The 16066-nt window shown below is 29.1% G+C and carries 14 protein-coding genes; 6 read left to right on the top strand and 8 right to left on the bottom strand.

Annotated elements, in window-relative coordinates; translation table 11 throughout:
- Positions 1 to 11: 11 nt before the first annotated feature.
- From ABIV_RS00260 to rsmA, 7 genes are read right to left on the bottom strand one after another with little or no spacing between them, the layout of a single operon-like run.
- The gene (locus ABIV_RS00260; RefSeq protein WP_114837990.1) at positions 12 to 1427 is read right to left on the bottom strand and encodes a PhoH family protein; all 1416 of its coding nucleotides are present in this window, start codon (positions 1425 to 1427) and stop codon (positions 12 to 14) included.
- Positions 1427 to 1960, bottom strand: a complete 534-nt coding sequence (gene hemJ / locus ABIV_RS00255) for a protoporphyrinogen oxidase HemJ (RefSeq protein ID WP_114837989.1) — start codon at positions 1958 to 1960, stop codon at positions 1427 to 1429. The genes ABIV_RS00260 and hemJ overlap by 1 nt, the downstream gene beginning before the upstream one ends.
- Positions 1961 to 3160, bottom strand: coding sequence for a replication-associated recombination protein A (locus ABIV_RS00250; protein WP_114837988.1), 1200 nt, complete (start codon positions 3158 to 3160; stop codon positions 1961 to 1963).
- On the bottom strand, positions 3153 to 3950 hold the full coding sequence (locus ABIV_RS00245; protein WP_114837987.1) for a pseudouridine synthase: 798 nt from the start codon (positions 3948 to 3950) through the stop codon (positions 3153 to 3155). Before ABIV_RS00245 ends, ABIV_RS00250 begins: the two co-directional genes overlap by 8 nt.
- Positions 3950 to 4915: a KpsF/GutQ family sugar-phosphate isomerase gene (locus ABIV_RS00240; protein ID WP_114837986.1), complete on the bottom strand. Its 966-nt coding sequence runs from the start codon at positions 4913 to 4915 to the stop codon at positions 3950 to 3952. Before ABIV_RS00240 ends, ABIV_RS00245 begins: the two co-directional genes overlap by 1 nt.
- 9 nt (positions 4916 to 4924) lie before the next feature.
- A complete protein-coding gene (locus ABIV_RS00235; RefSeq protein WP_114837985.1) occupies positions 4925 to 6847 on the bottom strand; it encodes a ribonuclease J in 1923 nt (640 codons plus the stop codon).
- On the bottom strand, positions 6828 to 7622 hold the full coding sequence (rsmA, locus tag ABIV_RS00230; protein WP_114837984.1) for a 16S rRNA (adenine(1518)-N(6)/adenine(1519)-N(6))-dimethyltransferase RsmA: 795 nt from the start codon (positions 7620 to 7622) through the stop codon (positions 6828 to 6830). Before rsmA ends, ABIV_RS00235 begins: the two co-directional genes overlap by 20 nt.
- An 89-nt stretch (positions 7623 to 7711) precedes the next feature.
- Between rsmA and hisF the strand changes: the two genes are divergently transcribed.
- From hisF to ABIV_RS00200, 6 genes are all read left to right on the top strand, one after another.
- On the top strand, positions 7712 to 8473 hold the full coding sequence (hisF, locus tag ABIV_RS00225) for an imidazole glycerol phosphate synthase subunit HisF (RefSeq protein WP_114837983.1): 762 nt from the start codon (positions 7712 to 7714) through the stop codon (positions 8471 to 8473).
- 1 nt (position 8474) lies between these two features.
- Positions 8475 to 9137 carry an SIMPL domain-containing protein gene (locus ABIV_RS00220; protein WP_114837982.1) on the top strand — a complete coding sequence of 221 codons (663 nt, stop codon included), beginning with the start codon at positions 8475 to 8477 and terminating at the stop codon, positions 9135 to 9137.
- Complete coding sequence (locus ABIV_RS00215) at positions 9138 to 9674, top strand: phosphorylase family protein (protein ID WP_114837981.1); 537 nt, start codon at positions 9138 to 9140, stop codon at positions 9672 to 9674.
- Positions 9675 to 9830: 156 nt separating this feature from the next.
- Positions 9831 to 10898: a dual-specificity RNA methyltransferase RlmN gene (gene rlmN, locus ABIV_RS00210; protein WP_114837980.1), complete on the top strand. Its 1068-nt coding sequence runs from the start codon at positions 9831 to 9833 to the stop codon at positions 10896 to 10898.
- A 92-nt stretch (positions 10899 to 10990) separates the two neighbouring features.
- Positions 10991 to 12403: a glutamate--tRNA ligase gene (gene gltX / locus ABIV_RS00205; protein ID WP_114837979.1), complete on the top strand. Its 1413-nt coding sequence runs from the start codon at positions 10991 to 10993 to the stop codon at positions 12401 to 12403.
- A gap of 66 nt (positions 12404 to 12469) precedes the next feature.
- Positions 12470 to 12736 carry an RNA recognition motif domain-containing protein gene (locus ABIV_RS00200; protein ID WP_114837978.1) on the top strand — a complete coding sequence of 89 codons (267 nt, stop codon included), beginning with the start codon at positions 12470 to 12472 and terminating at the stop codon, positions 12734 to 12736.
- A 208-nt stretch (positions 12737 to 12944) separates the two neighbouring features.
- Here the strand turns inward: ABIV_RS00200 and ABIV_RS00195 are convergent, their stop codons facing one another.
- A complete protein-coding gene (locus ABIV_RS00195; RefSeq protein ID WP_114837977.1) occupies positions 12945 to 16061 on the bottom strand; it encodes an efflux RND transporter permease subunit in 3117 nt (1038 codons plus the stop codon).
- Between the last annotated feature and the right edge of the window lie 5 nt (positions 16062 to 16066).

Below are 16066 nucleotides of genomic sequence, written 5' to 3'. Positions count from 1 at the left end.
TTTTATATAAATTATCTATTTTTTGAAGTAAATATTTGTTCTGCCCATTCAGTAATAGGCCCTCTTAATACTTTTTGTAACCGAATTGCAAAAATATTAACTAATGAGTTTTCATTTTTTGTAGATTTTAAAAGTGTAGTTAATGCATTTGTATGTTTATTTACGTAGAAATTATCAATCTGTTTGTTACTTCCTAAAATAACAACTTTACAAGTATTATCAACTCTTGATAAAACCATTTGCATTGTTTTATTAGACATATTCTGTGCTTCATCTACTATTACAAATGCATTTGATAAAGTTCTTCCTCTCATCTCTCCAACCCACATAGTTTCAATACCATAGTTTTGAATTAGTTGTTCAATTCTTTGACTAACTTCTTGGTCATCTAGTTCTTGAATATTTTCACTATTTTTCTTATTTGCTTGTTTTCTTTTATGTTCTGTTCTTATTATATAATCTAAACTATCCATAAGGGGATGGTTATAGATTCTAAATTTTTCTTCATATCCTGGTAAATATCCTACATCTTCACCTTTATCAAGGGATTCTATGGAGTTTCTAATATAAATAATTCTTTGAAAATATTTTTGTCTTACTAATTTTAAAGCTCCACTTAAAGCAAGTAAAGTTTTTCCAGAACCTGCTTTTGCTTCTACTATTAAAACATTATAAAAGTGATGAAAAAGTCCACATGAGAAAAATAGTTGTTCTTTATTTAAAGGTGTTATTATTTGATTTCTCATCTCTCCTTCATCTAAAAGGACAACTCTTTTATTTTGTATTGTTGCTAAAATTACTTGGTCAGAACCTTTTACTTTAAAACAGTAATTAAAGTTATGGGGAGCATAATCTTTGTCTAACTCAGTAATCAAAGCATTATCTAAGTGTTCAGTATCTTCAAATTTAATCTCTATTGTTTTTATAAATTCATAATTAAACTCTTCTTGATTAGAACCAATAAGAGAATCTGTCTTTATATCTAAAGATACAGCTCTTGTTCTTGCCATAATATCAAGAGAAAGAAAAGTTGCTTCAATACTATAATGTGATTTACAAAACTGAGCAACTTCAAGTATTTTTCTATCATTTATAATATTTAAAGCCATATTTTTTGTATTAATTTTATACTCTTCACAAGAGATTACATCAATAATTGCCTCTTTTTGAGATTCTATTTCTAATCTAACAATTTTAAAATCATCTTTTTTTTGAGTATCAACTATTTTTGAGTTTTCTAAAATTCTTGCAAACTCTCTTGCTTGGAAGTTTATTTCATCAAAACCACTCTTTTTACTATCAATTTCATCTAAAACCGTCTCGGGTAATACAATTAAGTTCTTTTTCTCATCACTTAGTTTGAAAATATTTGTAGCATCTTCAAGTAAAATATTGGTATCTAAAACATATACTTTTTCAAAATTCATTAATTCTTCTCTTCTTTTGGTTTATGGTTTAACACTTTATATATTATAAAACTTCCTATTAATAAAGTTATAAGTGTAAAACTAAGAGAGAAGGTTTTTGTCACTACATATCCAACAATTAAAACTGCTAATACTGTGGGAACCTCGTTATATGCCCTAAAGAAACTACCTTTCTTAGAATAATTTCCTTTTGCAAGCTCTTTTCTATAATATCCCAAAGAAAATGAATATGCTACTAAAAGTAATACAAAAAATAATTTTGCATGTAGCCAACCATCTCCTGTTAATAAAGCAGGATTAATTATAATTAATAAAGTCCCACTTATAAGAGTTGCCCACATTGCTGGCATTCCTATGTATTTGTACATTTTTAATTCTTGAATTTTTACTACTTCAACAAACTCTTTTTTTTCTTTATGTTCTGTATGATAAACATAAAGTCTTGGTTGATAAAAAAGCATAGCCATCCAAGACATTACTGCAACAATATGAAATACAACTATCCATAAATAATAATCTAAAAGAGAATCCATCTATTTTCCTTCGTCTAAATCTTTATTTTTAATTTTTTTTAGCCAATCATTTAGTGTTTTTTCATAGCCTACACTCAATGACTCATAATATGTTAGTGGCTCAACTAAATATTGTTGTTCTACAAAACCACCATAGTCATGTGGATATTTATATCCAATATGCCTATCCCTTAAATGTTTAGGAATTTCAAGTATTCTACCATTTTGAATATCACTAAGTGCTTTATTTATTCCCATATAAGATGCATTTGATTTTGGACATGAAGTTAAATAAATAATACATTGAGCTAATATTATTCTACTTTCAGGATATCCTATCTTTGATGTAGCCATCATTGTATTAACAGCCATAGTAAGAGCATTTGGATTTGCATTTCCTATATCTTCACTTGCATGAATAACTAATCTTCTAGTTATAAACTCTACACTTTCACCACCATCAATTAATCTTGCCATATAATATAATGCTGCATCTACATCAGAACCTCTAATTGACTTAATCATAGCACTAGCTAAATCATAATGACTATCTTTAGAACTAACTCCATCCCCAATTGGATACTCCCTTAACTCTTTTAAGGTTTGAATTGTTATATGAGAATCAATTTTAACAGCGAAATTAAGCAAGTTTAGCATTGCCCTAGCATCACCACTACTTGATAGGATTAAATACTCTCTAGCCTCATTATCTATCGTATATTCTATATGATTAAATGTCTTTTTTAATACCTCTTCCATCTCCTCTTTAGTAAAGGCTTTGAATTCATATAAAAAAGACCTAGATCTAATTGCATTAGTTAATGTAAAAAAAGGATTTTCTGTACTAGCTCCAATAATTATTGCTTCATAGTTTTCCATTATAGGAAGTAAAACCTCTTGTTGGTTTTTTGATAATCTATGAACTTCATCAATAAATACAATAGGTTTTATTAAGGCATTTTTATATCTATCAAAAACCTTTCTTAAGTCTTCAATTTTAATTGTAGTTGCATTGAAATAGTAATAGTCAGTGTTTATGCTTCTTGCAATAATTTTTGCAAGGGTAGTTTTCCCAGTTCCTGGTTTACCATAGAAAAAAAGATGAGGAATCTCTTTTTTTTCTATTAGTTTATATAAAGTTTTTTCTTTTCCAATAATATGTTTTTGACCAACAAACTCATTTAGAGTTTGAGGCCTTAATATATTTGATAAATCAGTCATCTTTACTATTTAAAAAAGATCTTAAATCTTTATATTCATCCTTAGTTAAGTATCTACTTTTTCCTGTAGGAAGATTGTTTAGTGTCATTCCACCAAATTCAAATCTTTTTAAATCCATTACATTTAGACCAAAGTGTCCAAAAAATCTTCTAAGTTCTCTATTTTTACCCTCAGCAATTGCTACTTTTAGTTTAGAGAAACTCTTATTATTTGTAAGAATCTTATAGGCAACAAAAGGTTCAAAATTCATTGATTTAATCTTTGATTTTTCATGAGCTCCTGAAGTTGCATCTTCAAGTTCAATACCATGAAGCATAGCCTCTTCAACTTTTGGATGAATCTCTCCATCTACTTTGATTTTATAGATTCTTTCTAGTTTTGAGTGCATTAATTTATTTGCAACATCTACAGAGTCTGTAAGAAGAATTAAACCTTCACTTGCATAATCAAGTCTTCCAATTGGAAGAAAGTGTTTATATTGTTTACCTAAAGAATCAAAAACAGTTTTTCTTCCTTGAGGGTCATTTTTAGTAACTAGCTCCCCTTTTGGTTTATTATACATTATTACTGTATACATTCTATTTTTATCTTCTTTAATAAGTTTCTTTCCTATTCTTACTTCATCATTAATAGAAACTTTTGTAGATAAGTTTGTAACAGGTTTACCATTTATAGATACTCTTCCCTCTTCTATTAACTTATCAGCTTCTCTTCTTGAGTAATTACTGTTATGAGAGATAAACTTATTTAATCTTGTTACTTCTAACTCTTCTTCTTTTTCTTTTTTCATTATTTTATTCCTGCTTCAATTAGGTCATGAATATGTAAAAGTCCTTCGACTTTTCCATCTTTATCTGTAACTATTAGTACTTGAATTTTATACTCTTCGATAATTCTTAATGCATCACTAGCTAAAATATTTTTATCTTGTACTGTTTTAGGATTTTTAGTTGAGATTGATTCAATTTGACAATCTAAAGAAAAACTATCAGACATAAGTGCTCTTCTTAAATCCCCATCACTTAGAACTGAACTTAATCTTCCTTCTTCATCTAAAATTAGTACATTTCCAAGTCTACCTTCACTCATTATAACAATGGCATCTTTTAGCTTTGTTTCACGTGAAACAATTGGAAGATTATCTTTTCTTAATAGGTCAGATACCTTTACAAAAAGTTTTTTACCAAGACTTCCACCTGGATGAAAAGAGGCAAAATCCTCTTTTTTGAAATCTCTTTTTTTCATTAAACAAACTGCTAAGGCATCACCCATTGCCATTGTTAAAGTAGTAGATGATGTTGGTGCTGTATCTAAAGGACAAGCCTCTTTTGAAACAGAGATATTAATAAAGAAATCTGAATATTTACCTAAAGTTGATTCCTTTGTTTTGGCCATTGCAATTAAAGGAATATCAAATCTTTTAATATGTGGTAAAAGTTGTATCAACTCTTCACTCTCTCCACTATAAGAGATTGCTAAAACAATATCATCTTTACCAATCATTCCTAAATCACCATGCATAGCTTCTGTTGGGTGTAAGAAAAAAGATGAAGTTCCTGTACTAGCTAATGTTGCAGCAATTTTTGCTCCAACAAGACCAGACTTTCCTACTCCAGTTACAATAAGCTTACCCTTGCAAGAGATTATTAAATCAACCGCTTTTTCTATATCAAAATCTTTGATATTATTTGCAGCAACTAATAACTCATTAGCTTCAATTTCTAATACATCACTTGCAATTTTATTAAAATCCATTAAGACTCCTTATTGCACAAATATAGTTGGAACAATCATTGGATATTTTTTATATTTTCTAAAACAGTGTTTTCTTACTACTTTTCTTAGTTCATCTTCTAAATATCTATTATTTTTAAATACACCATCTTTTGCATTTGTTAAAAATGTTTCTAAGATATCTTCAATCTCTTTTGCAAAGAATCTATCTTGTTTATTTGGTACTAATCCAAAAGAAGTAACTCTTGGTCTATTTTCCATTTTTCTATCATTTGCATTTATTTGAGCAACAATCATAACAACACCCTCGTTTGCCATTGTTTGTCTATCAATTACAATATCATCAGCAATTTTATGGTTCATTTGATTATCAATATATACTTTACCTGTTTTTACTGATTTAACTTTTTTAAGATATTTAGGAGAAACTTCTACTTGCTCTCCATCACTCATAATATAAGTATTTCTTTCTAAAACTCCACAATCAATACCTGTTTTTGCATGTTTTAAAGCGTGGTTATACTCTCCATGTATAGGCATAAAGAATTTAGGTTTAACAAGTCTAATCATTAGTTTTTGCTCTTCTTGTGCAGCATGTCCAGATACATGAATTTCACTAAAATCTTGATATGCAACTTGTGCACCAGCTTTAAGTAAATGATTAATAATTCCAGAAACACTTGCCTCATTTCCAGGAATAGCTTTAGCAGATAAAATAATTTGATCACCTGGCTTAATTTTAATATGTCTATGCTCATGAATTGACATTCTATAAAGTGCAGACATTGATTCACCTTGGCTTCCTGTAGTTACAATAAGAACCTCTTTATCTTCATATTTATTTACTTCATGTGCTTCAATAAATTGATCTCTAGGAAATTTTATATAACCTAAGCTCATTGCTATTTCTAAGTTTTTTTCCATTGATCTACCAATAACACAGATTTTTCTTCCATATTTTAATCCATGCTCAATAGCTTGTGCAACCCTATGAATATTTGAAGAAAAAGTAGACATAATAACTCTTCCTTTAGAAGAAGCAAATAATCTATCAAAAGTTGGTCCTACAGTTTTTTCAGATTTAGTGAAACCTACAGAGTGAGAGTTTGTAGAGTCAGACATTAATAATAGTACACCCTTCTCTCCGTAATGTGCAAATCTATGTAAATCTGTTGGAAATCCATCAATTGGAGTATGGTCTATTTTAAAATCACCTGTATGGATAATTGTTCCAGCTTCAGTAGTAATAGCTAAAGAAGACGAATCAATAATCGAGTGCGTAATATGAATCCATTCAATTTCAAAATCTCCTATTTTTATAGGAATTCTTTTTTCAATTGGTCTAAATAGTTTTCTATACTCTTTCATTTTATGTTCATCAAATTTAGAACCAATCATCTCTAATGGTAATGATGTACCATAAATAGGAAATTGCATCTCTTTAAAAAGATATGGCATTGCTCCAATATGATCTTCGTGTCCGTGAGTAATAATTACAGCTTCAATCTTATCTTTAATATCTCTAATATAAGTAAAATCAGGGATTAAGATATCAACTCCATGCATATCCTCATCAGGGAAACTCATACCTACATCAACAATAATTGCACTCTTCTCTGTTTCAATTACCATCATATTTCCACCAATTTCACCTAAACCACCAAGAGGAGTAATTCTAATCTTTGCATTCGTATTTAGATTTAATTTATTGTGTGGGTTTAACCTATTTTTATGAGACTTCTCATTAATAATATGAGCTTTTTTTAAGTCAGTAAGCCAATTTTTTGTAGCTGTATTAGTATTTGTTTTAGCTCTATTGTTTGGCTTTCTTCTTTTATTATAAACTTTTTTTTCAGAACTTGGGTTTTGATTTTGTTTGTTTGTAGTAGTCTGTTTTCTTGGTTGTTGTTCTTTTTTTTCTTGTTGTAATTCGTTAACTTCGTTCTTTTCCATTCTTCACCTTTGTATACATTTGGCTATACAAAGATGCGCTAAGCTCATGAGGTCTTAAAGTTTCTATTAAATCAAGGTCCTTGTAAACATCAGATAAAAGTTCTTTATCGTAAACCGTAGAAAGATTTTTAGAAAGTTTTTTTCTAGGCTGTGAAAAACAAACCTTCAAAAACTTTAAAAAACTTTTATCTAGCTTTACATCTAAATCTTTTTTGATATAAAGAATTGAAGACATAACCTTTGGTGCTGGGTCAAAAGATTCTGGAGGTACATCAAACAAAATTCTAGCTTCCTTTGAAGATAGTTTTGTAATAACTCCTAAACCTGAAAACTCTTTTTCACCTTCTGATGCGGAGAATTTTAATGCAACTTCTTTCTGAATCATTACAATAATATTCTCACAATTATCGTCTTCAAGGGCCCTTAAAATAATATTTGTTGCAATATAGTAAGGTAAATTAGCTATTAAATCATAGCTTCCATCATACAGAGTACCTTTTTCATCCCAAGCTCTTAAAACGTCAGTGTGGATCAGTTCAAAACGCTTTTCATGGATATCTATTGCAAATTTTGTCTTTAAAATACCGATTAAATCAGTATCTACTTCATACGCTCGCGTATCTTTGTACTTGACTAATTTTTCTGTCAAATCACCTAAGCCAGGCCCAATTTCAACTATATGATTACTATTTATGGGCATCGATTGGATGATCTTATTTAATACTGAACTATCTTTTAAAAAGTTTTGTCCAAATTTTTTCTTTGCTTTAACTATAACCTACTCCTACTAAGAATCAAAGAGTATATCTGCTTTTAACTTACAATTAGATAAGATTTTTTCTTAAATTTAATAAGGATTAAGTTTTGAGTTATTTTGCAAAAAGAATCATACCTTGCTTAGATGTAAAAGATGGAAGAGTAGTAAAAGGAGTAAACTTCGTTGGTCTTAGAGATGCTGGAGACCCCGTAGAAGTTGCTAAAAGATACAATAATGAAGGTGCAGATGAAATCACATTTTTAGATATTACTGCAAGCCACGAAAATAGAGATACTATTGTTGACATTGTAAAAGATGTTGCAAAAGAGGTATTTATTCCACTAACTGTTGGTGGAGGAATTAGAAAGCTTGATGATATTTATAAATTACTAAATGTAGGTTGTGATAAGGTTTCTGTAAACTCTTCAGCTGTTGTTAATCCAGATTTTATTGATGAAGGGGCAAAAAGATTTGGTAGTCAATGCATAGTTGTTGCTATTGATGTAAAAAAAGTTGCTGATGGTTCTTATCATGTTTTTGTAAAAGGTGGAAGAGAAGATACTGGAATTGACGCAATTGCTTGGGCAAAAGAAGTTTACAATAGAGGTGCAGGTGAAATCCTACTTACATCAATGGACACTGATGGAGCTAAGACAGGATTTGAGCTTGAAATTACATCAAAAATCTCTTCAATAGTTGATATCCCTGTTATTGCAAGTGGTGGAGCTGGAACAATGGAGCATATTAAAGAAGCTTTTGATTGTGGAGCTAGTGCCGCATTAGCAGCATCAATTTTTCACTTTAAAGAAATTGATATTATGGAATTAAAACACTATTTAAGAGAAAATAATATACCCGTAAGGATTTAAAATGAAATACTTAGTTTTAATGTTATTACCAATTTATCTGTTTTCTTTTGAGATTAATTTTAATAAAAAATTCTCAAAAAGTTTACCACAAGATACTCTTACAACATATCTATCTGTTGTTGTTACAGCAGAAAGTGAAAAAGAAGTAAATGAAAGACTTAAAAAATTTAATAAAAAAATAAAGTCTTATAATAAAGTAGAAAAAGATCATGGTTCTCTTAATGTAAGACCAGAATATAGGACTTCTAAAAATGCTCCTAAAATTACTGGATATAGAGGAGAATTAAGATATAAAGTTAGTTCAGATAAAGCAAGTGATATTAATGAATTTATAAATGAAGTTATTGAACTTAAAGAAAAAAGAGAAACTAATGTAGTAATTAGTAATCTTAGTTGGACAATAAAAGATAGTGCTTTTGATATTGCAAATGATATTTTAAGATTAGAAGCAATTAACTGGGCAAATACATATGCAAAAAATCTTTCTGAAGATTTAAAGCTTGAATGTAAAGTAAAAAATATTTCAGTTAATAATTCATATTTTAGACCTATGGCAAAAATGGCTTATTCAAATGCAGAAATGTCAGATGAAAAAATTGCTGTTCCAGAATCAAATAAAGAAGATATTTCTATAAATCCTTCTTTTGTAATGGAGTGTAAATAGATGATAATTTGTGCAGGAAGAAATGAAACTTTTAACTTTGCACAGGAAATGGGAGTAGGATTAATTGAAACAGCAATTAATCTTACTCGACAATGTCTTTTTGATAAACCTGACTTTTTACTTTTTATTGGAAGTGCAGGAAGTTATGGAAATCATAAAATATTTGATATCGTTGAATCAAAAAGAGCTTCTAATATTGAATTATCATTTTTAGAAGATAATTCATATACCCCTCTTGATAATGTTTTAGAGTCTGAAAATAAAATGGTTAGAAATGATACTATCATAAACTCATCTAACTATATCTCAAAAAATTTTGAACTAGCAAAGAACTTTAATGAGTATGGAATTGCTTGCGAAAATATGGAGTTCTTTTCTGTTCTTCAAGTTGCAAGAGAGTTTGAAATTCCAGTAGCTGGAATTTTTGTAATCACTAACTATACAAATGAAACTGCCCATGAAGATTTTATTAAAAATCATAAAGAGGCAATGAAAAAATTAACATCATACCTAATTGAGAAACAGATTATAAAATAAATTTTATAAGAGTTTCTCTTTATTCCTTCACTCTCTTTTCTTCTTAAAAAAACTTTATTATGTTTCACGTGAAACAATATTAATCCTTTCACTTTACCTATTACAAATGAAATATTTTGTACACTTCAAAATTAGTTTAAGCTTGAAAGGAAAGCTATGAATACAATCTATGATTACACATTAGATGAATTAAAAGAAAAATTAAAACCAAGCTTTAGAGCGAAACAAGTTTATAACTGGTTATATAAAAAATATGTAACTTCATATGATGAGATGAAAAATATACCAGCTGACTTAAAAGATAATTTAAAAGAAAACTATGCAATAGATATTTTAAAAATAGTAAAAAAAGAGCAAAGTATTGATGGTAGCATCAAATACCTTTTCCAACTACACGATGGACACACTGTAGAATCTGTATTATTATTAATGAAAGAGAAAAAAGTTAATGATGATGGTTCAATAGAAAAAGGTGAAAAATATACCGTTTGTATCTCTACTCAAGTTGGATGTAAAGTTGGATGTAGTTTTTGTTTAACAGCAAAAGGTGGTTTTGTTAGAAATCTTTTAGTTGGAGAAATTGTAAATCAAATTGTTCAAATAAAAAGAGATAACAATATTGCAGAGAATAAAGCACTTAATATTGTTTTTATGGGAATGGGTGAACCACTTGATAACTATAAGAACTTTGTTCATTCGGTAAAGATATTTTCAGAACTTGATGGATTAGCAATATCAAGAAGAAGACAAACTGTTTCTACATCTGGAATTTCAACGAAAATTGAAAAACTAGGAAATGAAGATTTAGGAATTCAACTTGCTATCTCTTTACATGCTGTTGATGATCAACTAAGAAGTGAATTAATTCCAATGAATAAAGCGTATAATATTAAATCTATTATTGATGCTGTTAGAAAATTCCCTGTTGATGCAAGAAAAAAAGTTATGTTTGAATATCTTGTTATAAAAGATAAAAATGATGATATTAAAAGTGCACAAGAACTATTAAGACTTTTAGATGGGATTAAAGCAAAAGTAAATCTAATTTATTTTAATCCATATCCAGGAACTACATATCAAAGACCACAAAGGGAGGATATGATAAAATTCCAAGAATATTTAACTAATAGAGGTCTTCTATGTACTATTAGAGAATCAAAAGGCTTAGATATCTCTGCAGCATGTGGACAATTAAAAGAAAAGGAAGCTAATGGAAGCTCTTGATTTAGCAATGCTAATATTTATTGCAGCAGTTGCAATATTCTCTGCGATTGGTTTTTTTAAAAGTTATAAGAATAAAGATAAGGAATAATCAAATGGCAATTACAAGATTTGCTCCAAGTCCAACTGGATATTTACATATTGGTGGTTTAAGAACTGCACTTTATAGTTATCTTTGGGCAAGAAAAACAAATGGAGAATTCAGATTAAGAATTGAAGATACTGATACTCAAAGAAATAATGAAGATGCAATGAAAGCAATAATTGAAGCTTTCGATTGGGTTGGATTATCTTATGATGGTGAAGTAGAATATCAATCAAAAAGAGTGGATATCTATAAAAAATATATTCAACAACTTTTAGATGAAGGTAAAGCATACAACTGTTATATGAGTAAAGAAGAGCTTGATGCTTTAAGAGAAGAGCAAATGGCTAATAAACAAACTCCTAGGTATGACGGAACATGGAGACCTGAAGAGGGAAAAACTCTTCCTGCTATTCCTGAAGGTGTTGAGCCAGTAGTTAGAATTAAAGCTCCAAGTGATGGTGTAATAACTTTTATTGATGGTGTTAAATCAATTATGAATTTTGATTGTTCTGAAGTTGACGACTTTGTAATTGCTAGGTCAAATGGAATGCCTACTTATAACTTTGTTGTTGCAATTGATGATGCTCTAATGGGAATGACAGATGTAATTAGAGGAGATGATCACTTAACAAATACTCCAAAACAAATTGTAATTTATGAAGCATTAGGATTTGATGTTCCAAAGTTTTATCATGTTCCAATGATTAATAACCCCTCTGGTAAAAAACTATCTAAAAGAGATGGTGCTATGGATGTAATGGAATATAAAAGAAGAGGATACCTTCCAGAAGCTTTATTAAACTTTCTTGTTAGACTTGGATGGTCAAATAAAGACCAAGAAATTTTTTCAATGAAAGAGATGCTTGAATTATTTGATCCAACAAATATTAATAAATCTGCTTCATCATATAATGAAGAAAAACTTTTATGGCTAAATGCTCATTATATTAAAAATGTATCAAATGAGAGATTAGCAAAAGAGTTAGAATTTTTTGATTGTCATCTTGAAGGTCATGATAAAAAAGAGATGCTATTAGATTTATGTAAAGAGAGAGCTCAAACATTAGTTGAGTTAAAAGAAGCAATTTCTGTAATTTTAGATGTTCCAACTGAGTATGAAGCAAAGGGTTCTAAAAAATTTGTAAAAGAAAATACAATTAAAGTATTAGAGAGTTATGTTCAACTTTTAGAAGAAAATAAAAATTCTCTACATTTAGCTTGTGATTATGAATTAATCACAAAACCATTTATTGAAGAATTTGAATTAAAATTCCCTCAACTTTTCCAACCAATTAGAATTGCTCTTACAGGAGGAACACAAGCACCTTCAGTATATGATATTATGGCAATTTTAGGGTTTGAAGAGACAAAAACAAGAATAAATAATGCAATAAATGCAAATTTTGGCAAAGAGGATTAAAAAAATCTTGCATATTTATTGTAAATAAGGCATAATATTACTTACTTAAATAAAGGATTAAAAGTAATGAACATTTATGTTGGAAATCTATCATATAGAATGAATGATAGTGAATTAGAAAAGGTTTTCGCTGAATTCGGTGAAGTTAAAAGTGCAAAAGTAATCGTAGATAGAGAAACTGGAAGATCTAAAGGTTTCGGATTTGTTGAAATGGCAGATGCTGCATCTGGTGCAGAGGCTATTGAAAAATTAAATGGTAACGATTGCGAAGGTAGAACTTTAAGAGTTAACGAAGCAAAACCAAGAGAAGAGAGACCAAGAAGACAATTCTAGTCTTCTCTCATCTCAAATAAAAAAAAACTACAATAATATAAAATCAAAACTTACAGTTATATAGTGAAACCCAATCTTAAGGAGAAGTCTCTTTGCTGGTTGTTTGGTTATATTATGTTTATGTGTAAGTCAGGTTTCACTATATTTGCTAAAACTGTAAAGATATTTTACATATCTTTTGTGTAGTTATCGTGTGATAACTACACCTTTAATGAGAAATATCAATTTCAGCCATTTTCCCTTTTCTTTTTATTGCTAATATATAAAATATTGCAGGGATAATAACTAAGGTAAGAATTGCAGAAGAAGTCATTCCTCCAATCATAGGAGCAGCAATTCTTTGCATTACTTCACTTCCTACACCATCAATATACATAATTGGAATTAGTCCACCTAAAATTGCAAACAAAGTCATAAGCTTAGGTCTTAATCTTAATACAGCACCTTTATATATTGCATGAAAGATATGTGTACTATCTGGTTCTTCACACTTTTCTTGTAACTCTTTCATTGCTTCATGTAAATATACAAGCATTACAATAGAAGTTTCTGCTGCAACTCCTAAAAGAGCTAAGAAACCAACAATAACTGCAATTGAAATATTAAAATTTAGAAAATCTAAATAAAATATTCCACCAGTTAAAGCAAAAGGTAGCGTAAAAAATATTATCATTGTATAAGTAATATTTTTAAGTGCGAAATATATAAGTATAAAAATTAAAACAAAAGTTATTGGAATAATAAAACTTAATTTCTGCATTGCTGATTCTAAATATTCACTCTGCCCTGCCCACTCATAATAAAAGCCTTCAGGAAGTTTCATGTCTTTTAAAATCTCTTTTGCTTCGTCTTTATATTGTTTAGATGAAATTTCACTTTTTGGAGTAATATAAATAAAGTTTACATTTAAAGCTTTTTCTGATTTTATTACAGAAGGACCCTCTTCATACTCTAGTTTTGCAAACATCTCTAAAGGCTGAAAGCCAAGTTTTGTTTTTACTTGAAGATTATTTAACGAATTAATATCTTCTCTTTGTGTTGTTTCAAATCTTAAAGAGATTGGGTATCTTTCTAAACCATCAAATAGTGTTGAGATTTTTGAACCAGCTACTCCTAAAGAGATAGTTGAAAGAATCTCATTTTTTGTAATTCCATATCTTGATAACATCTCTTCCTCAAGGTTTATATTTAGATAATATCCTGAATTGATTTTATCTGTAGAAACTGAAAGAGTTGAATCAAGCTTTTTAAGTCTTTTCTCAAACTCTAATGCTGTATCTTCTAGTTGTTGATGATTATCTCCATAAAGCTTAATTCCAAGAGGTGTTCTAATTCCAGTAAGAAGCATATCAATTCTTCCACGAATTGGATAAGTCCAAGAGTTAATAAGTCCTGCAACTCTTAATTTTTCATCCATCTCTTTCATAAGCTTTTTATATGTCATCCCTTCTCTCCACTCATTTTCTGGTTTAAAGGTAATTATTGTTTCAATCATTGCTAAAGGAGCTGGATCTGTTGCTGTATCTGCACGCCCTGCTTTACCAAATACTGTATCTACTTCAGGGAAAGACTTTAATATCATATTTGTTTTTTGAGTTAACTCTTTTGCTAAATCTATTCCTATTCCATATGGAGTTACAGGCATATACATAAAAGTATGCTCATTCATCATAGGCATAAATTCCCAATTTAATTTTTTATAAACTGGATATGAAAGAGCTAAAACAACTAAAAAGAAAGCAACTACAACATATCTGACTTTAAGTGATAGTTTTAAAATAGGAGAATAGAGTTTGATAAAAAATTTATTTAAAATATTTTTATCTTCACTAAGAATTTTTCCTTTTATAAAATAAATCATTAAAATAGGAACAAGAGTAATAGAAAGAATTGCTCCTGCTATCATTGCAAATGTTTTTGTGAAAGCTAAAGGAGTAAACAATCTTCCTTCTTGTCCAGTAAGAGCAAAAATAGGTAAAAAAGATACTACTACTAAAACCAGTGCAAAAAAGATTGGTCGCCCTACTTGTTTTGAAGACTTGATTATAATATCAATTCGTTCTTTATTTGAGATATTCTCTTTTCCTTGAAGATGTTTGTGGGCATTTTCAACCATTACAATAGTTGCATCTACCATTGCTCCAATTGCAATTGCAATACCTCCTAAACTCATAATATTTGAGCCTAAGTTAAAAAACTTCATTAATAAAAAAGTAATCATAACTGTAAGTGGTAAAGTTATAATAATAATTAGTGCTGATCTAAAGTGAAATAAAAACAGAGCCACTATAATCATAACTATAATTGACTCTTCAATAAGAGTATTTTTCAAAGTATCAATTGCCTTATCAATAAGAGAACTTCTATCATAAACTTCAACAACTTCTATATCATCTATTTTTAAAGTCTCTAGTTTTGCTTTAACTCTTTTAATTACAGAATAAGGATTTTCACCATAACGTACAACTACAATTCCACCAACTGTTTCACCTTGTCCATTTAAATCTGCCATTCCTCTTCTATTTGTAGAAGTGATATTAACAGTTGCTATGTCTTTTATCATAAGTGGTATTGAATTAAATGTTTTAACTGTAATATTTTCAATATCTTCAACTGTTTTTAGAAAACCTTTTGCTTGAATCATATGTTCAAAACCATTTTCTAAAATAATTCGTCCACCTTTTTCATCATTATTTGATTCTATTGCTTTTTTTAAATCCTCAATTGAAACATCATATTGCACCATTTTATTTTGGTCAATTGTGATTTCATAGTTTTTGATAAATCCACCAATTGAAGCAATTTCACTAACTCCATCTACTCCTAAAAGTGCAAACTTATAATAATAGTCTTGTAAAGTTCTTAATTCTTCAAGTGATTTTGTATCTGATTTTAAAGCATACTGATAAGCCCAACCAACACCTGTTGCATCTGGACCAATTGCTACATCTACACCTGTTGGAAAACTTCCTTGTAATTGAGAAAGTTGTTCTAATATTCTATTTCTTGAATCATAAAGGTCTGTACCATCTTTAAAAATCACATAAATAAGTGCATTTTGAAAAGAACTCATTGCTCTTACTGTCTCAATATTTGGAAGACTCATAAGATTTGAAATAAGAGGATAAGAAACCTGTTCTTCTATAGTTGTTGGACTTTGTCCTGCCCATTTAACTTGTACAATCACTTGAGGAGGTGAAAGGTCAGGAAGTGCATCTAAGCTTGTGTTTTTTATAGCCCAAATTGAACCAAAAGCTAATAGAATCATTGTAAAGATTACTAAGAATTTATTTTTTATACTTTGTGAAATAATTAACTCAACCATAAATA

It is taken from the genome of Halarcobacter bivalviorum (genome assembly GCF_003346815.1).
Lineage (GTDB): Bacteria > Campylobacterota > Campylobacteria > Campylobacterales > Arcobacteraceae > Halarcobacter > Halarcobacter bivalviorum.
The sequence above is the reverse complement of the archived record's forward strand: the minus strand, read 5'-3'. Positions and strand labels throughout refer to the sequence as shown.